This is a genomic window from Pantoea sp. SORGH_AS_0659, from assembly GCF_031453915.1.
GTDB classification, from domain to species: Bacteria; Pseudomonadota; Gammaproteobacteria; order Enterobacterales; family Enterobacteriaceae; genus Pantoea; species Pantoea leporis.
The window spans coordinates 603,223-624,686 of sequence record NZ_JAVJAK010000001.1 but is presented as its reverse complement, the minus strand read 5'-3'; the positions used below and the strand labels follow the sequence as shown (position 1 = coordinate 624,686).

Genomic DNA, 21,464 nt, shown 5'->3' with positions numbered 1-21,464 from the left:
TGAGGTGACACATGAATATTGTCTGTGTAGCGGCCTGCACGGCAGGCATCGCGCATACCTATATTGCGCGCGAAAAACTGATTAAAGGGGCCCACGCGCTGGGCCACACCATCCACGTTGAAACTCAGGGCACCATCGGCACCGAAACGGCGCTGACGCAGCAAGATATCGCCGCTGCGGACGTGGTGATCCTCGCCGTTGACGTGAAGATCAAAGGCGAGGAGCGCTTTCAGGGCAAACCCATTGTGCGAGTGAAAACCGAAGTAGTGATCAAATCACCGGTGAAATTCCTCGAAAAAGTGGCGGATTCACTGGCGCGCGCCTGAGGAGATCCATCATGAGTGACAACAAACGTCAGTATGGCCAGGAGATCAAAGGGCATTTGCTTACCGGGATCTCGTGGATGATCCCGCTGATCGTCGCCGCCGGGATCTGCATCGCGCTCGGCCAGGTGATCGGCGGGCCGGATGTCGGCAAACAGACCGGCACTCTCGCGTGGATGTTGAATCAGATCGGCGGTTGGGGCATGGGGCTAATTGTGCCGCTGATCAGCGCGGCGATTGCTTACTCGATTGCCGATCGTCCCGGCTTCGCGCCTGGCCTGATCGTCGGTTTTATCTGCGGGCAGATCGGCACCGGCTTTATCGGCGGCATCTTCGGTGGCTTCCTGGTCGGTTACACCGTGCTGCTGCTGCGCCGCACCATTAAGTTGCCGAAATCGATGCAGGGTTTGATGCCGATTATGGTGCTGCCGGTGCTGAGCACCATTATCGCCGGGCTGCTGATGATGACCTTTATCGGCCAGCCGATTGTCTGGCTGCAGAAGGCGCTGATTGCCCTACTGGAGTCGATGCAAGGCGGTTCGAAATTTGTGATGGGCGCGATCCTCGGCGCGATGGCCACCTTCGACTTCGGCGGTCCGGTGAATAAAACCATGTCGCTGTTCGCCGACGGCATGCTGGTTGATGGCATTTACGGACCGGAAGCGGTGAAGTTTGTCGGCTCAATGATTCCGCCGTTCGGCATCACGCTCTCTTATCTGCTGAGCCGCAACAAATATACCAAAGCGGAAAAAGAGGCGCTAAAAGCCGCCCTCCCGATGGGCATCTGCATGATTACCGAAGGCGTGATTCCGATTGCAGCGCGCGACCTGTTCCGCGTGGTCGGCAGCTGCGTGGTGGCCTCCGCCATCGCCGGTGGGCTGATTATGGTGTGGGGCGTCGGCGCACCAGTGCCGCACGGTGGCATGTTTGTGGTGCCGTTGTTCACCAAACCCTGGCTGTTCTGTTTGGCACTCGGTATCGGCACCACGGTGTGCGGCGTGATGCTGTCGGTACTGAAAAAGCCGGTGACGCAGGCGGATGAAGAGTTCGATGACGTGGAAGCCCCCGGCGTCCGCGATGAAGAGATCAAATTCACTCTGGAATAAGGAGCCACCATGTTTGCCATGATGAACGACCTGATTCAGGCCGCCGCCCAACAGCGCTATGCGGTGTTAGCGATCAACTGCTTCAACCTTGAAACCGCGCGCGCCGCCATTCAGGCCGCCGAGCAGCAGCGCGCTCCGCTGATCCTCAATGTTTATCAGGGACACAGCGCGCACTTCCCGCCTGCTGTCGCGGTGCCGTTAGTGCGTGCGCTGGCCGAGACTGCCAGCGTGCCGGTGGCGCTGGCACTCGATCACGGCAAAGCCTTTCCCCTGATTGGTCAGGCGTTTCGCGCCGGTTTTACCGGCTTAATGATCGATGCCTCTTCTGAACCGCTCGCCGAGAACATTCGCCAGACCGCCGCCGTGGTGAAGATGGCGCATACCGCCGGCGTGTGCGTCGAGGGCGAGCTAGGACATATTGCCGATGCGCCAACCTACGAACTGGCTGATGCCTCAGTGAAGATGACGCAGGTGGCCGATGTGCTGCCGTTTATCGAGCAAACCCACATTGATTTGCTGGCGATTTCGGTCGGTACCGCGCACGGGCTCTATCCGGCGGGCGTGAAGCCAAAGATCGACTTTCAGCGCTTGCAGGAGCTGCAGGCGGTTTCTTCGCGACCGCTGGCGCTGCACGGCGGATCGGGCACGCCCGCTGAGGATATTCGCCGCGTTAGTGAGTTTGGCGTTGCCAAGATCAACGTCGGCGCGGCGGTGTTTGATGCCGGAAAAATGGCGGTGGAACAGGCCTTGAAGCAGCATCCTCACGCTGAGTTAGCCGATGTGCTTGGGCTGATGGAGTCCGCCTGCCGCGAAGTGGTGGCGGAGTACCTAAGCTGGTCGGGATCGGCGGGCAAGGTTTAGTCATCAGGTTGGTTAGTGTTCGCCATGAATGGCGACACAAGGTCGCATTATCAATTTCACATTCATATCCACTATCGGGTCGGCGCATGCGTCGGCTCCGGTAAACATCACGCTGAGGAAATATTAACATGTTGATTTCAATGAAAGAGATGTTGGCACCGACTCGTGAACACCGCTACGCGATTGGCGCTTTTAACGTGGCCGACAGCTGCTTTATCCGCGCGGTAGTTGAAGAAGCTGAAGCTACCCATACGCCGGCGATCATTTCCATCCATCCAAGCGAGCTGGAATTTGTCACTGATGAGTTCTTTGGCTATGTGCGCGAGCGCACGCTGAAAAGCAAAGTGCCGTTCACCATCCACCTCGATCACGGTGCGTCCATTGCTCAGGTGCTGCGCGCTATTCAATGCGGCTTTACCTCAGTGATGATCGATGGTTCATTGCTGCCTTATGAAGAGAACGTGGCGCTGACCAAAGAAGTGGTGAAACTGGCGCATGCGGTGGGCGTTTCGGTGGAAGGTGAACTCGGCACCATCGGCGATACCGGCACTTCAGTGGAAGGCGGCGTGAGTAAAGTGATCTACACCGAACCGGCGCAGGCAGAGGATTTCGTGCAACGCACCGGTGTGGATACGCTGGCGGTAGCGATTGGCACCGCGCACGGCATCTACCCCAAAGATATGAAGCCTGAGCTGCAGATGCATATCCTCAGAGACATTGCACAGCGCACCACTATTCCGCTGGTGCTGCACGGCGGTTCAGCAAATCCGGATGCCGAGATCGCGGAAGCGGTGACGCTGGGCGTGGGCAAAATCAATATTTCCAGCGACATGAAGTTCGCCTATTTCGCTAAGCTGCGCGAGATTCTGGTACGCGAAACCTGGTGGGATCCGAATGTGATTTATCCCGATGCGATTGCGGCGGCAAAGGAAGTCATTCGCTACAAAATGAATCTGTTTGGCGGGTTGGGTAAGGCGAGTTTGTATCGTTGAGTTCTGTTATCTGGTGCGCGTTATGGCGCACCAGAAACTCAGATCGCCAGGAATGGCGTCGCTACTTCGCACCTAACCATTTCTTCGTAATCTGGGCGTATTCGCCGGTGGCGGTGCTGAGATGCAGCCACTGATCGACATACAACTTCCAGCTCATATCATCGCGCGGGATCATGTAGGCCTTCTCGCCGTACTGCATCGGTTTGTCCGGATTGATGGCGCACAGCGCGGGATAATGCTGCTGCTGGAACAGCGCTTCAGACGCATCGGTGATCATTACGTCCGCTTTGTTATCCACCAACTGCTGGAAAATCCCCACATTGTCAGCCAGCTGCAGCGTTGCCTGCGGCAGATGGCTGTGCACGAAGGCTTCGTTGGTGCCGCCCGCCGGTTCGATCACGCGCACGCTCGCCTTGTTAATCTGTTCAACCGTCTGATATTTCGCTTTATCAGCACAGCGCACCAGTGGAATTTTTCCATCAACACCGAGCGGCTGAGCAAACCAGGCGATCTGCTGACGCTTGAGGGTGACCGATACGCCGCCCAATGCGATATCACACTGCCTGGCCACAAAATCATCGCTCAGGGTTTTCCATGTGGTTGGCACCCACTGCACTTTTGCGCCCAAGCTTGCCGCCAGCGATTGCGCCATGCTGATATCCAATCCTTCGTATTGGCCATCGCTGCGCAAATAGCTATATGGCTTGTAATCACCGGTGGTACAGACTTTTAAGGTTTTGCTTGCGCGGATGTCATCGAGGTGGGATTGCGCCTGAGCAGCGCCCGTCACCATAAGTAATGCACTCAGTATCGCGGTTTTCATGTTTTCTTCTTTTATGGGAGTTGATGTTGGTTTGCTCACGGATTGTTTCATAACCCTGCGTATTATTGCTTTATTAGCAAAAGTGTTGTGATCGATCACGCATTTTTCTCGCTGCTGCGCGCGCGTAGAGTGTGCGGCATTAACGAGAAACGGAGCGGATGACATGAATTTTTTAATTATCGATGGTGGCAAAACCTTCGCCCATTCGAAAGGCGAACTGAACCATACCTTAACTGACGTCGCAGCCAGCCAGTTGCGCGATCTTGGTCATCAGGTACAGGTAACGATTGCCGACAGCGACTACAACGTGGCAGAAGAAGTGCAGAAATACCTCGACAGCGATGTGGTGATCTATCAAATGCCCGGCTGGTGGATGGGCGAGCCGTGGACAGTAAAAAAGTATATCGATGATGTCTTCACCGAAGGTCACGGTTCACTGTATGCCAGCGATGGCCGCACACGCAGCGATGCCGGTAAAAAATACGGCTCCGGCGGCCTGATTCAGGGTAAGAAATACATGCTGTCATTGACCTGGAACGCTCCGCTGGAAGCCTTTAACGATCCCGAGCAGTTTTTTGAAGGCGTGGGCGTGGACGGTTTGTATCTGCACTTCCATAAGGCCAACCAGTTCCTCGGTATGGAAGGTTTGCCGACCTTTATCTGTAACGATGTGATTAAAATGCCGGACGTACCGCGCGATATCGAACGTTATCGGACTCATCTCAGCCAGATCTTTGCTTAACTGTAAGCACCCAGGGAAAAGAGGAAGCACTATGTTAACCGTCGTTGCAGAGATTTGTGTCAAACCGGGCCGTCGCCAGGTGGTTTTGGATGCGATTAACCAGCTGATTCCTACCGTGCTGGAAGAAGATGGCTGTCATCAATATGACGCATTAGTTGATCATCAGGCGCAAGTGCCGTGGAAACAGAATTCACCCGATTCCATTTTCATGCTGGAGCTATGGGAATCACTGCGTCATCTGGAGCAGCATCAGCAGATGCCACACATGGATGCGCATCGCGCGTTGATTAAAGATGAAGTGGTCGATGTGAAGATCCTGGTGCTGGAAGCGGCTAAGTAAGTCAATTTACTGTGTTGTTACATATCGTGCATAAAAAAGCCCCGGTCTTACGATCGGGGCTTTTGTTTAACAGCTAATCAGAAATTAGTGCTGTTGTTCCTGCAGCAGGTGCTGTGGAACCATCACTTCAGCATCGCCACCGTTGTTCTGGTAAACGTTATATTCAACGCCTGCCACGGTTACGGTGCCATTTGCCTGGCTCCAGTTATTCACGTCTTCACCTTCCGGAAGGATGTCTTGCAAGGTCACTTCCTGCGCAGAATCCGAAATCATCAACTGCGTTTTACCGTTGTCGATGAATAACGAGTCATCGCTCATGGACAGAATATCCGTCAGTGACATGCTCATCAGCGCTTCGTTGAATGAGTCTGGGAACAGGTCGCCTGGATCGATAGGTTCTGGTGGCGTAATGTCAACGTTAACGTCGAACGATTCTGCCCCGGCCACTTCATTGCCCGCCGCATCACGATAACCGAAGGAGATATGGTAGCTGCCTTCAGCCAGTTCATCGGTATCCAGCGTCCATTTACCGTTGGTCACCACCGCGCTGCCGATGATTTCGGTACGCGCCGCATCGCCATAGACCACTACCACGGTGCCGTCTTCTTTACCGGTACCGTTCAGCGTCATAACCTGACCATTAATATCCGACCCGATCAGGCGGGTAAAGCCTTCTACATCAAGGAATGTACCACCGGTGTAAGTACCAGCCTGTGGCGCGGTCAGATCCACATCAAAGTTGATGCCGTCATTGATAGGGCCTTTCACACCTGAAGCGCTGACAGGTTGAACGCGGATATTATGCGCACCTTCCGTCAGGGCAGGCAGATCAATACTCCATTTACCATCAACTACGGTTGCTGAACCGATCTGTTTTTCGCCATCATAGATAATGACTTTAGAACCGTTTTCACCGGTACCGCGTACGGTTGGTGATTTGTCATCAGTGATGCCGCCATCAAGGATCTGACCAGTGATGACGCCCACGTCATCCCACAATTCGAAGTCCGTGATTTCGTCCGGCACTTTGGTATCGATAATCAGTTCAATTGGATCGGAACGATCAGAGGTGTTGCCCGCCGGATCGGTAATTTCAACCACCACGTCGTAATCACCATCACCGATTGGATCGGTTGGGGTGACTGTCCAATCACCTTTCTCGTCAACGACGCCGCTACCAATGACCTGCTCTTTGCCGTCTTTATCAATGATGATGATTTCCACAACGTCACCCGGCGTTGCACCGCCACCGGTGAACTCCGGTTGGGTTTCGTCAGTTGGCGTGCCTGGCTGGATGACGCCCTGCTCATCACCGGTGTTGTCGATAATGCCCGGAGCGACCGGTTTTTCAGGTGCAGTTAAATCCACCACGATGGTGACCGGATCTGAGAAGTCTGAACTTTTGCCAGTTTTTGGATCTTCGACTTTGATCTTCAGCTCATGAGAACCTTCTACCAGTGGATCAAGCTCGATTTCCCATTTGCCATCTTTGCCTACGGCAGCAGAACCAATGACTTTGTCTTTATCGTAAACATAAACAATTTCACCCTCTTCACCTGAACCGCGCAGCACTGGGGTGTCATCGTTGGTTGCATCACCGCTCACCAGTGGACGCTCTTCTGCACCGTTGTTGGCGACAATCTCTTCAATCTGTGCCGGAGGCAGCGTTTGGGTATCAACAATCACAATGAACTCTTCTGATGGAGTAGAAGCAGCACCACCTTTGGAGACGGAATCTACGCGCAGCGCATGTTTGCCTTCGGCCACATCCAGTTCGTAAGACCATTGACCACGTGAGTTGGCAATAACGGTTGCAACTAATTTTTCGCCATCCCAGATACGTACAATGGAGCCGGCATCCGCTTTACCCGACAGCGACAGAGTGGTGTCGTCAGTGGTATCGCCTGATTTCAGCTGACCGGTTACGCGGCCTACGTCATCGTAAACACCTTCCAGTGAAGGCGCTTCAGGTGCAGTAGCATCCAGTTTCAGGATGAAGTTGTCTGATTTCGGACTCATACGACCGTAGCGATCCTGATACGCTACGTTGAAGATATAGGTATCATCCGTGGTCAGTTCCGGTGTGAAGGTCCAACGTCCATCACCGCCAGCGGTCACGCTGCCGATCGGTGCTGAATCAACGCCGTAAATGAAGACCAGCGATCCCGGTTTAGCCACGCCTGACAGCGTTGGGTTTTTATCATCAGTGTATTGACCCGAAGTTAAGTGATCAACATTACCTTCGTCGTCAATGACGCGCAGGATCTGTGGTGCTTCCGGAGCGCCTGCTTCGACATGCAGAATGATTGAGGTAGCGGGACCCCAGTTATTAGCGCTATCGCGAACACGCGTCTGATAGTAGTAGGTCCCATCTGGCAGTTCATCAGACTTGAAATGTAAATTGCCATCCTTATCTGCGGTAACAAGATACACTTCATTGTTCAGCGTAATTTGAACCTGTGCGAAAGGTTCGACTTTAGGTGATATCTCGATAAAGCTTTTATTGGTATATTTTTCAATAGCATTACCATGAGTACCAAAATTATTGGTATTTGCAGTCGCATCCTCAGACGGCTGCGACTCTGCAGTTGGGCCTTCGGCCATCACTACTGCGCCCGCTTCAACTTTCACAATGAATGGCGCTGAGACTGGGCTTTCATGTTTGCCAGCATCCTTAGCCACTACGGTCAGGCTGTGTTCGCCATCAGCCAATTCTGGAGTAATGGTCCATGCCCCCATGCTATTAGCTTTGACTGAAGCAATCGGATCTTTTCCACCGTTGTCATACAGGTAAACGATCGCGTCCGGCTCCGCTACGCCTGAAATGACAGGCTTGTGTTCATCGGTAATTTCGCCCGGATTCAAATTACCTTTATTACTACCAGTGTTATCTACCACACGCCAGATTTCTGGCGCTTCTGGAGCTTGGGTATCCAGATTTACAATGAAGGACGTTGGTGGTGCACGGTTACCCGCTTTATCGATGGTGATCAACTGCACGGTATGTAAGCCTTCGTCCCAGCCCGTTGGCGGTGTAAATGACCACTTACCATTTTCATCGATAGGTGCTTTGTAAACCACACCATCAATAAGAATCTCAACACGACCACCGGCATCTTTTAGATCGACTTGTTTATCTTTCCAACCAAATTTTTTGTCGGTAATAGTACTGATTTTCATTTCTTTAATTTCATTAATGCTGTTATTCGCCATGAATATATTCCTTTAAATATTTAGATTCGTGTTCCGGTTTCCTCCCGGAACGCAAGCATTCTCGACCAGTTAGTGAAATAACCAACACAGGACATGTCTTAATTAATGGTTTTTAATAGAATCATTAATTGTAAAGTGAAGTTGAAAAAAATGGCCTAAATTATAAAAAATCAGACCATTGGTTAATTTTTAGAAAGTGATAAAACTATTTATTCTCTACACTGATAATTACACGACGTTCGCCTTGATAGCATGCTTTCTGCTGCTTCAGGGAGCCCGCGCACTGCGCAGTGACCTGGCTTTCACCCATACTTTGCGATTGAATATAATCACTCGCGAGCCCGTTATTAACCAATAATTTCTTGATTGCATCCGCGCGGCGTTGGCCTAACTTGATGTTGCTTTCCTCCTCCCCAATCGGATCGGTAAAGCCGGTGACGATAATGCGCTGATCGGCTTTATTTTTGCTTTTCAACAAGGTTGCAAATTGTTGAATGGCGCTATGACCCTGAGCGGAAATATCGGCACTGTTCGCGCTACCAAAATTAAACAGCAAATCCGATGAAAACTCATAATTATCATAAGACTGTGTAGTTCCAGCCTTGCACGGCACCACCGCTGACGCGCGGGAAAGCAAATGAGTTTGCTGACGTGTTCCCACTAATTGCTGCTGAGCCTGTTCGCTATCCATCACCAGAGGACGGCCGGAACCGTCAAGGCTGGCAATGATATAATAGGTTTTGCCCGCCGCCAGATTATCGCGCCATGGTTGTTGCTGCTTGCCCTGATAACCTGGCGCATCATCGATATAACTTCCCAACGAATGTACACCCGGTTTCAGGCAAAACACCGTGTAGCCGCCGGTTAATAATGCCGTTTGGAATTCGCCATCAACATAGATGTGTGCTGCTTTATTATTATTATCGTCTGTAGCTCGATAATAAACGATGCGGGTTTGCTCTGAGGCCGCTGCAGGCATGGATTGCCAGGCTTTGCCAAAATTCGATTGCGCTTGGAGAGTTGCGCTGATGGACAATGACGCAAGCACCGTGGCAATAGCATATTTTTTAAGTTTCATTATAACTCCAGAAAACAGGCGCCAGACGACGCCTGTTTTTATTCTATTAATCGCAATGATGTGATAATTATTCAGATAAGTAATGAATATCTAAATCCTTCAAAGCTGTAATATCGAGAGACATCACGCCGTCCACTGCAGAACTCTTAATATCCGCATCGAAAAGCATATTACTTAAAATGCTTTCATCAATATTATTGAGTAATGCAGATTCTTCCTGCGCTTCATTGAATAACGTGTCACCGTTTGCCGAGAGCAGCTCAGATAATTCAACATGGCTGAGTAAATCAGGGAAGAGATCGCCCGGATCGATGGGTTCCGGTGGAATCGTATCGATCTCAACTTCAAAAGCTTCGGTTTTGGCTGTTACTACGCCTTCAGCATTTTTAAATGCCGCTTCAATCTTGTAAACATCATCAGATAACTCTGGCGTGGCGATACTCCACTTCCCGTTCTCATCTACGACAGAGGAGAGGTAATAATGGTTATTGCTCCCACTGAGCCAGATATAAACGATATCGCCCGCGTTGCCGGTTCCACCCACAAAAATCGTTGAATCATTCACCGCATCGCCGTTAGCAATAGGCTGTTTACCGATGAAATACTTTTCGCCGTTATCCAACATTTCATCACGATACACGTCGTCAACCGCGCCAGTTACCGGTACATCGGGATTCGGAATCACTTCCTTGCCGGGATCAATAGGGTTATTCGGATCGTTAATTTCGATAATGACTTTTTCTGAAGGCGCAGATTCATTACCTGCTGGATCCACTTCAATAATCTGGAATTCATGATCGCCATTACCAATGGCTTTTTCTGGGGTGAATTGCCACTTTCCTTCGTCATCGACAACGGTGCTGCCGATAACCTGGCCGTTATCAATGATTTTAATGATGTCGCCTTTTTCACCGACGCCAGAGAAGGTTGGTGTGCTGTCTTGCGTTTCGCCACCATTTTCAATCAACTTACCTTCATCATCAGCGATGGCACCAATGCCTTTATTTTCTGGTGCTACGGTATCAACCTCGATAATCCAGGCTTCGGAAGGCAGCGATTTATTCCCGACTTCATCTACGACGACGATGCTGAAATCATGTTTACCCTCTGACAGCGTCGGGCTGGTGTAGGTCCAGTTACCCTCGCTGTCTACTTTGGCAGTGCCCAGCAACTGGCCATCTTTCCAGATTTCAACGGTAGCGCCCGCTTCGGCCTTACCCGCCAGCGTCGGCGTTTTGTCTTTGGTGATGCCATCTTTCACGATCTCTTTCGGCGGATTTACGCTGTCATCCACCATGCTACCAATGGTGCCCTTGGCAGGGGCGGTCAGATCGATAACGAAGCTCCAGGCCTCGCTTGAATCGCCTACTACGCCACTTTCATTGCGTTCACGTGTGGTGATGCTGTGGCTACCGGCGCCCAATGCTTTACCGGGTGTAAAGGACCATGTGCCGTTTTCACCAACCGTGGTTTCACCAATTTTTGTGCTGCCATCCCAAATTTCAATGACATTCCCTTTGGTGCCCGTGCCGTTCAGTGTCGGCGTGGTGTCATCGGTACGGCCGCCTTTCGCGATCAATCCGGTAATGCTGCCCACGTCGTCATACAGGCCGTTAACTACAGGGACGTTTACATTGCCGCCGCCGCTGTCGCCGCCACCTTTACCGCCGTCATCACCGCCCTTCCCGTTGTCTCCACCATTTTGATCGCTGCTACCGTTTTCGTGAGCGTTTTTATCCTGATATTGCTCTTTGGCTGCCACGTAGCCCATGCCGGCGGCCGCAGCGATAGCCGCCAATCCGCCTAAAGCGATCAACGCCGGAGACCATTCAAATCCCGAGGCCAGCATGAAACCAGAATCGGTATCAACCGTGCTCTCTCCAAGCGCTAATGCGGTGGTTTCGCCATCAGCCAATGCGGCAGCATCGTGATCGGCATTACCATCGGTAGCGACGTATTCATGCATCGCGCCATCTTCAGCTTTACCAACTAAAGCACCTGATTTAGCAAAAAAGTCTTCGATAATCAGATCGGGTTCGCTGGCGTCGGATCCTTCCAGCATCACCAGCAGATCTTTCCCGACACGCTTAACGGTAATGTTTTCTGGTGCAACGCCGTCATTACCTTGGGTCAGCAAATATTTGCCGTTGGTAATAGCCTGAACTTTTGCAGCTTTACCGTCTTTACCTACACGCAATGCTTCCGCTTTCGTTATTGTTTTTTTATCAATAACCGCAACACTCACGGGCGAAACGTTCATGTTTAATCCCTTCCGTACATTAGATTTTGATTGTGCGATTGCGTACAAACGCAGCAATCTCCCTGGCTTAACCCACCTGTGCGGGCTCAAAGTGAGCGACATAATCGGGAAAGAGAGATTTCCGAGACATAAGAAACGTCCCGTTAGGAAAGAAAAAATTTCCCAACATTGACAGAAAAGTTATTAGTTAATTAACTATATGAATTAAAGCGTTTTTATAAATAAAGATATGAAGATGAAGGGTAAATTATTGAGCAGGAACAAGACTATAACAGATGATTTTCCTGAATTTTTTCGCGTAAAAAACTCAGAAAACAGGTAATGCGCGAGGTAAGGGATTGATTGCGATAATAGACCGCGTGGATGGGTAAACGCTGTTCACGGGTTTCCGTTGCTAAAACCTGTACCAGACGCCCACTGTCGCGATCTTCACGGCTGACAAAATCGGATAAACGTACGATACCTTGCCCAGCTAAAGCCAGTTGACGCAATGTTTCACCACTGGAGGCGGACAGCGTAGGTTTGATGCGCAGGAACTCGCCTTCGCGCTGCCAAACCGGCCAGACGTTGTGTACATCAAGTTGACTGAACCCCAACAGCTGATGGTTCGCCAGTGCATCAACGTTTTCCGGTACACCAAACTTTTCAAGATAATCTGGGCTGGCTAACAGGCGTATAGCGCTGCTTCCGAGCACACGCGCACGCAGCGTCGAATCGCGCAGCTCGCCGATGCGAATGGCGATGTCCGTTTGCTGCTCCAGCAGATCGATCACAATATCGTCGGTGTTTAATTCCAGCTGAATCAGCGGGTAGCGCTGACGAAACTCCGCCACCAGCGGCACAATGACGTGCAGGGTAAAAGGCGTATTGGCATTGACGCGTAAGCGTCCAGAAGGAATGTCCCGGCGCTGCGCGATCAGTTCTTCCGCCTGTTCAACCGACGCCAGAATCTGCCGCGCATGATCGAGAAAAATCAGCCCCTCTTCGGTCAATGCCAGGCGACGCGTGGTGCGATGCATTAAGGTGGTTTGCAGCTTACCTTCCAGCCGGCTAAGCGCACGGCTCACGCCAGAGCTGGTTTGATCTAACTGCTCCGCGGCTGATGTGATTGATCCGGTATCGACCACCGCAACCCAGGCACGTAACTCTTCCAGTGTTATTTTCAAATTCCCATCCTTAAAGATCGAGACCTGTCTTAGCGCGGTTTCTGACACTTTTGGCTTAAATTACGCCACTTTATTAGCGGCAGGATATCACAATGCGCCATAAACCTCGGGTGGCTAACGATTTACGTCAGCAACAAGCGGTAACCCAGTTGCTGCAGCAAGGGCGACAGGAAGAAGCCTGGCGTAAGATTCGGGCGCACCTGACGCTTGCTCCCTACGATGGCTGGTTCCTTCATGAAGCCGCACGGCTTGCCCGGCGCAACGGCGATCTGGATACGGCGCAGCGCTATTATCAGCGGGCGCTAAAACTTGCGCCTACAGATGCGGGATTACTCAACGGTCTTGGTCTAACCCATTATGACGCCGGGTGCTGGAGCGAGGCCGAAGCCTGTTATCAGGCTGCGCTGCAATCACATATGGGCTATGCCGCCTGTCACAATAACTACGCTATTTTGCTGCATAAACAGCAGCGCTATCACCTTGCTTTAGATCAGTATCGATTGGCGCTGCAAAGCCAGCCTGATTATACCGAAGCCCGCTATGGCTTTAGCACGTTGCTAGCGCACATGGGCCAGCTACAAGAAGCAGAAAGTCAGATGCAGCAAGTGCTGCAAGTGCGTGACGCCGATCAACGTTGCCGAAATTCGCTCGGCATGGTTCAGCTACAACAAGGCAACTTCGCTGCTGGCTGGTCTAACTATCAGGCGCGTTATGCATCCGATAATCCCGATCGCTTCTTTACCTTACCGAAACTCCCTATTCGCTACTGGCAAGGAGAGGATCTGCGCGGCAAAACGCTGTTGGTACGGACCGAGCAAGGCATGGGGGACGAAATTCAGTTCTGTCGTTATCTCACACGCGTTAAAACTGAAAAGCATGCGATAAAAGTGATCATGCTGGGCAACAAGTCCTTAAAATCATTGATGGTTACGCTGCCGCACCTCGATAATTATCTGACACGGGAAGATGTACAACACACGTTGCCACCGGCAGATTACTGGTGCTCTCTACTGGATTTACCGCAGCACTTCCTCAACTCAACACAGCCCTTTAGCGCGCATCATCCCTATCTGTTTAGCTCTGCAGAACAACAGGCGAGGTGGCCGATTAAGGGGAACGGGAAAAAAATGGGTATCGTATGGAAAGGCTCTAGCGGGCATAAGAATGATAGCCAACGATCGCTTGCGCACCTTTCACAGTTTGCACCTTTATTTGACCTGCCTGATATCAACTGGATTAGCTTGCAAAAAGGTGCAGGTGAAGAGGAAATCGCTGACTTTCCACACATACAGCCGCTTGGTGCCCAATTCACTGATTATCAGGATACCGCCGCGGTCATTTCACAACTGGATTTGGTGATTGGTGTAGATACGTCGGTGATCCACTTAGCAGGGGCGATGGGGATACCTTGCTGGGTATTACTTCCCGCCTGGGCGCGAGACTGGCGCTGGTTGGAAAATCGCGATGAATCGCCGTGGTATCCGCAAATGAGATTGTTTGGGCGCGGGCAGGATGAAGAGTGGAGCACGGTTATTGCGCGGGTTAAACAGGCATTACAGCAGCAATAAAACAGGGACGCCGCGGCGTCCCTGTTTTTTTACACTTCGAGGTCGGCTAAATCGCCTTTCTCTTGCAACCAGTTGCGGCGGTCTTCCGAGCGTTTCTTCGCCAGCAGCATGTCCATCACACGCAGCGTTTGGTCGACATCCTCATCACTTATCGTCAATTGCACCAGACGACGCGTATTCGGATCAAGCGTGGTTTCGCGCAGCTGCAGCGGGTTCATTTCACCCAAGCCCTTAAAACGCTGCACATTCGGCTTACCTTTCTTGCGCTTCAACTGGTCCAGCACGCCCTCTTTCTCATCTTCATCCAGGGCGTAATAGACTTCTTTGCCGAGATCGATGCGATACAGCGGCGGCATCGCCACGTACACATGGCCGTGTTGCACCAACGTACGGAAATGCTTCACAAACAGCGCGCACAGCAGCGTGGCAATGTGCAGACCATCGGAGTCCGCATCCGCGAGGATACAGATTTTGCCGTAACGCAGTTGGCTCAGATCTTCGCTGTCAGGATCGATACCGATCGCCACTGAAATATCATGCACTTCCTGTGAGGCCAGCACTTCGTCCGAAGAGACTTCCCAGGTATTGAGGATCTTACCTTTCAGCGGCATGATCGCCTGATAATCACGATCGCGCGCTTGCTTGGCGGAACCGCCCGCAGAATCCCCTTCGACGAGGAATAGTTCGGTTTTGTTCAAATCTTGTGCGGTGCAGTCAGCCAGTTTGCCCGGCAGCGCCGGGCCGCTGGTGAGTTTTTTACGCACCACTTTCTTCGCGGCGCGCATGCGGCGCTGCGCGCTGGAGATCGCCAGCTCGGCCAGCATTTCAGCCGCCTGCACGTTTTGATTCAGCCACAGGCTGAAGGCATCTTTGACCACCGCTGAGACGAATGCCGCACACTGACGCGACGACAGGCGCTCTTTAGTCTGCCCGGCAAACTGTGGATCCTGCATCTTCACCGACAGCACGTACGCGCAGCGATCCCAGATATCTTCTGCCGACAGCTTCACGCCGCGCGGCAAAATATTGCGGTATTCGCAAAACTCGCGCATGGCATCCAGCAAGCCCTGACGCAAGCCGTTAACGTGCGTACCGCCTTGCATGGTTGGGATCAGGTTAACGTAGCTTTCTGTTAGCAGCTCTCCGCCTTCCGGCAGCCATAGCAGCGCCCAATCCACCGCTTCCACATCGCCAGCAAAACTGCCCACAAAGGGTTTTTCCGGTAGCGTGGGTAAGCCGTCAACCGCTTCACACAGGTAATCGGTCAGGCCATCCTGATACATCCAGGTTTGTTCGGTGTCATTGACCTTGTCTTTAAAAACAATTTCAACGCCCGGACACAGCACGGCTTTGGCTTTTAACAGATGTGATAAACGAGAAACCGAGAAACGCGGGCTATCAAAGAAGCTTTCATCTGGCCAGAAGTGCACGCTGGTACCGGTATTGCGTTTACCGACGGTGCCGGTAACCGTAAGATCCTGCACCTTGTCGCCATTTTCGAAGGCAATCTGGTAGATTTCGCCGTTACGTCGCACGGTAACTTCCACACGCTTCGACAAGGCGTTAACCACCGAGATCCCGACGCCGTGCAAGCCGCCTGAGAACTGATAGTTTTTGTTGGAGAATTTGCCGCCCGCATGCAGGCGACAAAGAATCAGCTCAACCGCTGGCACGCCTTCTTCCGGATGGATATCCACTGGCATGCCACGACCATCATCAATAACTTCCAGCGACTGGTCGGCATGAAGAATGACTTCCACGCGTTTAGCGTGACCGGCCAGCGCCTCATCGACGCTGTTATCGATCACCTCCTGGCCCAGGTGGTTCGGGCGCGTGGTATCGGTGTACATCCCCGGACGACGACGCACCGGTTCAAGGCCGGTCAGGACCTCAATGGCATCGGCATTATAGCTTGATTGGCTCATCGTAAATGTCTGATTAGCAATAGGAAAATGGCCCCACTTCGCAAGGTCACTGGGCGTTTAATCCCAGAAAATCAACGATCTGTGCGAAATGGCGTTCGAATCCGATATAGGCATGATTGCCGCCCTCTTCAACCGTCTGGCGGCATGCGCTGTAATACTCCAGCGCCTGGCGATAATCGAGTATTTCATCGCCGGTTTGTTGCAGCAGCCAGAGTAAATCGGGCGCTTCAAGAGGGTCAATCTGCATTACTTTCAGATCGTAAATGTGGCGAGACTCTAACACATATTGCTGGCCGGTGTAGGGATTACGGTTTTCGCCGAGGTAATCCACCAGCAGCTCAAACGGCCGTACGGCGGGATTAACCACCACCGCTGGCAACATAAAACACTGCGACAGCCAGGTAGCAAAATAGCCGCCCAGCGACGATCCCACCAATCCCAGCGGTTCACCGGCATATTGCATCACCAGATCTTCCAGCATGCTGGCGGCTTCAGACGGAAACGTCGGTAGTTGCGGCACCATCACATTAATATGCGGATGCTGTTCGTTGAGCCACTGCTGCAGCTGCGTGGCTTTCGCCGATTGCGGGGAACTGTTGAAGCCATGCAGATAGATCAGCGCCGCCATTGCTTAGTAGCCCTCGGAATCAAGATCGGGGCGGAACATGTCACTTTGCAGGCGGTTCACTTCGGTCTGCAGCGAGCCGTCGGGCTGCAAGGTAAGCCAACGCCAGCCCGGCGCCAGCGTATCAATGGTGAAGTTAGTGCAATGCGGTTTGAACTGGACGCAGGTTGATGGTGAAGCCATCACGCGGCGACCATGCCAGTCGAGATCGAGCTCCTGATGAATATGGCCGCACACCAGATTGCGTGCGCGTGGGAAGTGCTGCAGTACCGCTTCCAGCTGATGCGGATTGCGCAAGCTGTGCTGATCTAACCAGGTACATCCGGAAGCCAGCGGGTGATGATGCAGCAGTACCAAAGTGTGGCGTTCCGGGTACTTGCTAAGTGCGGTGTGTAGCCACTCCAGCTGGTACTCGCTCAACATGCCGTGTGGCACACCAAATACCTGGCTATCGAGCAGCACCAGTTGCCAGTGATCGCCCAAAAGAACGTGCTTGTCAGATTTGATGCCCGCGTCGGCCAGCGTATCCACCATTGCCGGCTGAAAATCGTGATTTCCCGGCAGCCAGACGCAAGGTTTTGGCAGACGATTAATGCCTGCTACAAAGTGTTGGTAAGCTTCGACGGTGTGATCCTGAGCGAGATCGCCAGTGGCGATAATCAGATCATACTGGCGCTGTTGTACTTCAATAGCATCCAGTACCGCATCAAAACTCGACCAGGTATTTACCCCAAGCAGCGATTGATGTTTTCCGGCGAAAAGATGGGTATCCGTGATTTGTAAAATCCTGATATCAGACCCATCTTGCGCAGGAAGAGTTAGCAGGCTATCCAAAGCGTTTCCTTAATCTCCACGCCATCGTTGCGTTTTTTACGCTATCAGCAAACCGGTACTGCCACAGCGCCGTGCGCTAAGCAGTAACGTAACCAATCCGCAAGGAACTGGTTAATCTGATGTTTTTCATCGCGCTGATGCAGTTTTTTATTAGGATAATCATAGCGCGCTTTAAATCGGTAGATCTGTTTAGTGGAACACACTTCAGCGACCATCGCATCATGGTAGAGCCGCACCGACATAGAAGGCAGGCTCCAGTAACTCACTGCGGGCGCCACCTGACGCACTTCCACCAGCGTGGTGTAACGCGTCGATTCTTCGATGGTGAGCTGATAGCTGGCGCCATTCACCTGATAAATCACCGATGCGCCTGCCTCGTCATTACGCGGCAGCAGGCGACGCAGCTGGGCGAAATTGGTTTCGCACAGGCGCATCATTTCGGGAAAGTCAGGGGTATAGCGCTGTTTCATTTTAGCTTCCACTCTTGTCGTAGTTTTTCATGGTGCAACGCCAGCCATTGCAAGGCGATGACAGATGCCGCGTTATCAATAATCCCCTCTTCCACCCAGCGATAAGCCTGTTCGCGGCTCACCACATGGACAAGAATATCCTCATTCTCTTCCTCCAGCCCGTGATTTCCCTCTGCCAGGCTGGCATCCACTTCGCCCACCAGCACCGATAAACGTTCAGACGTTCCGCCGGGGCTGGCTAAGTAATTCACTATCGGTTTGACGCGGCCAACCTTAAGGCCAGCCTCTTCTACCGCCTCACGTCGTGCGACATCTTCTGGTGTTTCGCCAGGTTCGATGATGCCAGCCACCATTTCCAGCAGCCAGGGCGTTGGGCTGGAATCAAAAGCGGGAATGCGGATCTGTTCGATCAGTACCACTTCATCACGCAAGGGATCATAGGGTAGCAGCACGGCGGCGTGTCCGCGCTCAAAAACTTCGCGCACCACTTCACCACTCATTTCGCCATTAAAACGACGGTGGCGGAAACGGTAGCTGACGATGGAAAAAAAACCATCGTAACGCGTTTCGCGTGCAATAATTTCTACATCGTTTTTTGTGAAAGTCACAGGGGATTTTTTTTCACTCGCCATCGTCTGATTCCTTATGCAGATTGGGATGGAGCAAAGAAAAGCCAAGTCTACCGCTCCGTCCGAGTGGTTCTTTTTGAATTATTTACGTAAATTAGGGGAAGAAGGCACGTTCAGCCAACTTATCTCTGACGCCGCCTCTGTAGAATCGGCGATTATTTTTTTGGCTTACCTGCAGCACTACCAGTGCATTTTGCTGCAACAAAAGGAATGCAAATGAAAAAACCTGCTCCCACTTTTTATTGGGCTGACTCTGGGCGGATTCAGCCTTGCCAGCCAGGCAGAAAACCTGTTGCAGGTCTATCAGCAGGCGCGCCTTAGCAACCCCGATCTGCGATCTTCTGCCGCTAACCGCGACGCTGCATTTGAGAAAATCAATGAAGCGCGTAGTCCTTTATTGCCGCAGTTAGGCTTGGGCGCAGATTACAAATATGACAATGGCTACCGTGACAGCAGCGGACTTCATTCCAACACGACCAGCGCCTCTCTGCAATTAACTCAAACTATTTTCGATATGTCGAAATGGCGTGCGCTGTCGCTGCAGGAAAAACAGGCTGGTATTCAGGATGTTACCTATCAGGTTGCTCAGCAAGACCTGATTCTTAACACGGCGACTGCCTATTTTAACGTGTTAAAGGCAATCGACACGCTTTCTTACACCGAAGCGCAGAAACAATCGATCTACCGCGAACTGGATCAAACCACGCAGCGCTTTAACGTGGGTTTGGTCGCAATCACTGACGTGCAGAACGCCCGTGCACAGTATGACACCGTGCTGGCTAACGAAGTGACCGCACGTAACAACCTCGATAATGCGGTGGAATCGCTGCGTCAGATTACCGGCATGGATTATCTGTCGCTGGCTTCATTGAATATCGATCGTTTCAAAACCGCGCGTCCAGATGCTGTGGCCAGCCTGCTGAAAGAAGCGGAAAGCCGCAACCTGACCTTGCTCTCTGCGCGACTGAGCCAGGATCTGGCGCGTGAGCAGATTCGTTCAGCCGAAACCGGCCACATGCCGACGCTGGATTTGACCGCCTCAACCGGTATGTCGAATAGCAAATATGGCGGCAGTCGCGCCAATCAGAGCGCTGGCAGCACCGATTCCATCACCGGTTCTAACCAGGTTGGCTTGAGCTTCACCATGCCACTTTACAGCGGCGGCTCGGTCACCTCGCAGGTGAAACAGGCGCAGTACAACTATGTCGCGGCCAGCGAACAGCTGGAAGGCGCGCATCGTAGCGCGGTTCAGACGGTACGTTCATCATTCAATAACGTGAATGCCTCTATCAGCAGCATTGATGCTTATAAGCAAGCCGTTGTCTCTGCACAAAGCTCACTGGATGCGATGGAAGCCGGGTATCAGGTCGGTACGCGTACCATCGTCGATGTGCTGGATGCGACCACCACGCTGTTCAATGCTAAACAGCAGCTTTCTGATGCGCGTTATAGCTATCTGATCAACCAGCTGAATATCAAATATGCGCTGGGTACGCTGAACGAGCAGGATCTGCAGCAGCTGAACAGCACGCTGGGCAAAGAGATCACAACGACACCTGAAGTGGTGGCGCCGGAGAATAACCAGCAGGCCGCGCGTGTGGATAACGGTCCGAAAGCTTCATCGCCTTCAACTGCCGCACAAGCCCGTCCAGCTGCCGCACGCAGCAGCGGAAATCCATTCGGTAATTAATTCCCCAGGGGGCCGTATGCGGCCCCTTTCGCATTCAATCGTATAGCTACGTAAAGATCCTTTCCCCATCTGGCTTCGCGCTTCATTTTCCACCGCTCATCCCCTATCCTTACCCCACCTTTGGGCACAGGATGAAAATAATGAAACGGACGAAAAATATTCGCCATGCCGCTTTTCGTAAAAGCTGGCAGGCACGCCACTTAACGCCAGTCGCCTTTGCCGTTAGCGCAGTGTTTATGCTGGCAGGCTGCGAGCAGAGTGACGAAACGGTGTCGCTCTATCAAAACGCGGATGATTGCGCCAAAGCCAATCCAGGCCAGAGCGCGCAATGTACCACTGCGTATAACAACGCACAGAAAGAAGCCGAACGTACCGCGCCAAAATACGCTACGCGCGAAGATTGTGTGGCTGAGTTTGGTGAAAACCAATGCCAGCAAACGCCTGCACAAGCGGGTGTAGGTACCACCGCAAACAATGCTGAAGCTCAGCAAAGCGGTAGCTTCTGGATGCCGTTGATGGCCGGTTACATGATGGGACGCATGATGAGCGGTGGTGCAGGGTTTGCCCAGCAGCCCCTGTTCTCGCCAAAAAATCCGAACAGCCCGGCAAACGGTAAATTTGTTGATGCTGCGGGTAAAAACTACGGTAATGCCACATCGGGCCGCACCATCAACGTGCCGAAAACAGCAATGGCGCCGAAACCCGCGACCACTTCCACCATTACGCGTGGCGGCTTTGGTGACAGCGTGGCAAAACAAAACACCATGCAGCGCAGTAGTGCTTCTGGCACCGGCAGCCGCTCGCTAGGAGGCTAAGCCG

Annotated in this window: 20 protein-coding genes; 10 read left to right on the top strand and 10 right to left on the bottom strand. The window is 52.3% G+C overall.

All coding sequences use genetic code 11. From position 1 onward, the window contains the following. Window positions 1-11: 11 nt before the first annotated feature. The 4 genes from Q3H59_RS03120 (at window position 12) to Q3H59_RS03105 (ending at window position 3,282) form a co-directional block, all read left to right on the top strand. Window positions 12-326 carry a PTS fructose transporter subunit IIB gene (locus tag Q3H59_RS03120; protein ID WP_101763009.1) on the top strand — a complete coding sequence of 105 codons (315 nt, stop codon included), beginning with the start codon at window positions 12-14 and terminating at the stop codon, window positions 324-326. Between the two features lie 11 nt (window positions 327-337). Continuing rightward, window positions 338-1,429 (top strand): PTS fructose transporter subunit IIC, encoded by a 1,092-nt coding sequence (locus Q3H59_RS03115; protein WP_210081110.1) that lies wholly within the window; start codon window positions 338-340, stop codon window positions 1,427-1,429. 9 nt (window positions 1,430-1,438) lie between these two features. Beyond that, entirely contained in the window at window positions 1,439-2,290 is an 852-nt protein-coding gene (locus tag Q3H59_RS03110) for a class II fructose-bisphosphate aldolase (RefSeq protein ID WP_192412119.1), read from the top strand. Window positions 2,291-2,418: 128 nt separating this feature from the next. Continuing rightward, on the top strand, window positions 2,419-3,282 hold the full coding sequence (locus Q3H59_RS03105; RefSeq protein WP_309833121.1) for a ketose-bisphosphate aldolase: 864 nt from the start codon (window positions 2,419-2,421) through the stop codon (window positions 3,280-3,282). A 61-nt stretch (window positions 3,283-3,343) separates the two neighbouring features. On the opposite strand, the gene Q3H59_RS03100 is transcribed toward Q3H59_RS03105, so the two are convergent. Further along, complete coding sequence (locus Q3H59_RS03100; protein WP_309833119.1) at window positions 3,344-4,105, bottom strand: transporter substrate-binding domain-containing protein; 762 nt, start codon at window positions 4,103-4,105, stop codon at window positions 3,344-3,346. A gap of 163 nt (window positions 4,106-4,268) precedes the next feature. Here Q3H59_RS03100 and Q3H59_RS03095 point away from each other — a divergent pair, with 163 nt between their 5' ends. Both Q3H59_RS03095 and Q3H59_RS03090 read left to right on the top strand, forming a co-directional pair. After that, window positions 4,269-4,847, top strand: a complete 579-nt coding sequence (locus Q3H59_RS03095) for an NAD(P)H-dependent oxidoreductase (protein ID WP_008103382.1) — start codon at window positions 4,269-4,271, stop codon at window positions 4,845-4,847. 31 nt (window positions 4,848-4,878) lie between these two features. After that, entirely contained in the window at window positions 4,879-5,187 is a 309-nt protein-coding gene (locus tag Q3H59_RS03090) for a putative quinol monooxygenase (protein ID WP_008103384.1), read from the top strand. Window positions 5,188-5,271: 84 nt separating this feature from the next. On the opposite strand, the gene Q3H59_RS03085 is transcribed toward Q3H59_RS03090, so the two are convergent. The 4 genes from Q3H59_RS03085 to Q3H59_RS03070 form a co-directional block, all read right to left on the bottom strand. Next, window positions 5,272-8,400 (bottom strand): Ig-like domain-containing protein, encoded by a 3,129-nt coding sequence (locus tag Q3H59_RS03085; RefSeq protein WP_309833115.1) that lies wholly within the window; start codon window positions 8,398-8,400, stop codon window positions 5,272-5,274. Window positions 8,401-8,605: 205 nt separating this feature from the next. Continuing rightward, window positions 8,606-9,478 carry an OmpA family protein gene (locus tag Q3H59_RS03080; RefSeq protein ID WP_137386547.1) on the bottom strand — a complete coding sequence of 291 codons (873 nt, stop codon included), beginning with the start codon at window positions 9,476-9,478 and terminating at the stop codon, window positions 8,606-8,608. A gap of 67 nt (window positions 9,479-9,545) precedes the next feature. Further along, on the bottom strand, window positions 9,546-11,738 hold the full coding sequence (locus Q3H59_RS03075) for an Ig-like domain-containing protein (protein ID WP_309833112.1): 2,193 nt from the start codon (window positions 11,736-11,738) through the stop codon (window positions 9,546-9,548). A gap of 266 nt (window positions 11,739-12,004) precedes the next feature. After that, a complete protein-coding gene (locus Q3H59_RS03070) occupies window positions 12,005-12,904 on the bottom strand; it encodes a LysR substrate-binding domain-containing protein (RefSeq protein ID WP_192412124.1) in 900 nt (299 codons plus the stop codon). 92 nt (window positions 12,905-12,996) lie between these two features. On the opposite strand from Q3H59_RS03070, the gene Q3H59_RS03065 reads away from it, so the two are divergent. Next, entirely contained in the window at window positions 12,997-14,472 is a 1,476-nt protein-coding gene (locus Q3H59_RS03065) for a tetratricopeptide repeat protein (RefSeq protein ID WP_309833110.1), read from the top strand. Window positions 14,473-14,501: 29 nt separating this feature from the next. On the opposite strand, the gene parE is transcribed toward Q3H59_RS03065, so the two are convergent. The 5 genes from parE to nudF are packed head-to-tail and all read right to left on the bottom strand — an operon-like array spanning window position 14,502 to window position 18,958. Continuing rightward, complete coding sequence (parE, locus tag Q3H59_RS03060) at window positions 14,502-16,397, bottom strand: DNA topoisomerase IV subunit B (RefSeq protein WP_101762999.1); 1,896 nt, start codon at window positions 16,395-16,397, stop codon at window positions 14,502-14,504. 46 nt (window positions 16,398-16,443) lie between these two features. Further along, entirely contained in the window at window positions 16,444-17,025 is a 582-nt protein-coding gene (gene yqiA / locus Q3H59_RS03055; RefSeq protein ID WP_101762998.1) for an esterase YqiA, read from the bottom strand. 3 nt (window positions 17,026-17,028) lie between these two features. Beyond that, complete coding sequence (cpdA, locus tag Q3H59_RS03050) at window positions 17,029-17,856, bottom strand: 3',5'-cyclic-AMP phosphodiesterase (protein ID WP_192236279.1); 828 nt, start codon at window positions 17,854-17,856, stop codon at window positions 17,029-17,031. Window positions 17,857-17,900: 44 nt separating this feature from the next. Continuing rightward, window positions 17,901-18,326 (bottom strand): DUF1249 family protein, encoded by a 426-nt coding sequence (locus Q3H59_RS03045; protein ID WP_008103400.1) that lies wholly within the window; start codon window positions 18,324-18,326, stop codon window positions 17,901-17,903. Further along, window positions 18,323-18,958 (bottom strand): ADP-ribose diphosphatase, encoded by a 636-nt coding sequence (nudF, locus tag Q3H59_RS03040; RefSeq protein WP_101762996.1) that lies wholly within the window; start codon window positions 18,956-18,958, stop codon window positions 18,323-18,325. The genes Q3H59_RS03045 and nudF overlap by 4 nt, the downstream gene beginning before the upstream one ends. A gap of 13 nt (window positions 18,959-18,971) precedes the next feature. Here nudF and Q3H59_RS03035 point away from each other — a divergent pair, with 13 nt between their 5' ends. The 3 genes from Q3H59_RS03035 (at window position 18,972) to Q3H59_RS03025 (ending at window position 21,460) form a co-directional block, all read left to right on the top strand. After that, window positions 18,972-19,175, top strand: a complete 204-nt coding sequence (locus Q3H59_RS03035; RefSeq protein ID WP_008103404.1) for a hypothetical protein — start codon at window positions 18,972-18,974, stop codon at window positions 19,173-19,175. Between the two features lie 6 nt (window positions 19,176-19,181). Further along, window positions 19,182-20,645 carry an outer membrane channel protein TolC gene (gene tolC, locus Q3H59_RS03030; protein WP_309836614.1) on the top strand — a complete coding sequence of 488 codons (1,464 nt, stop codon included), beginning with the start codon at window positions 19,182-19,184 and terminating at the stop codon, window positions 20,643-20,645. Window positions 20,646-20,785: 140 nt separating this feature from the next. Then, window positions 20,786-21,460: a DUF1190 family protein gene (locus Q3H59_RS03025; protein ID WP_061720467.1), complete on the top strand. Its 675-nt coding sequence runs from the start codon at window positions 20,786-20,788 to the stop codon at window positions 21,458-21,460. Window positions 21,461-21,464 lie beyond the last annotated feature (4 nt).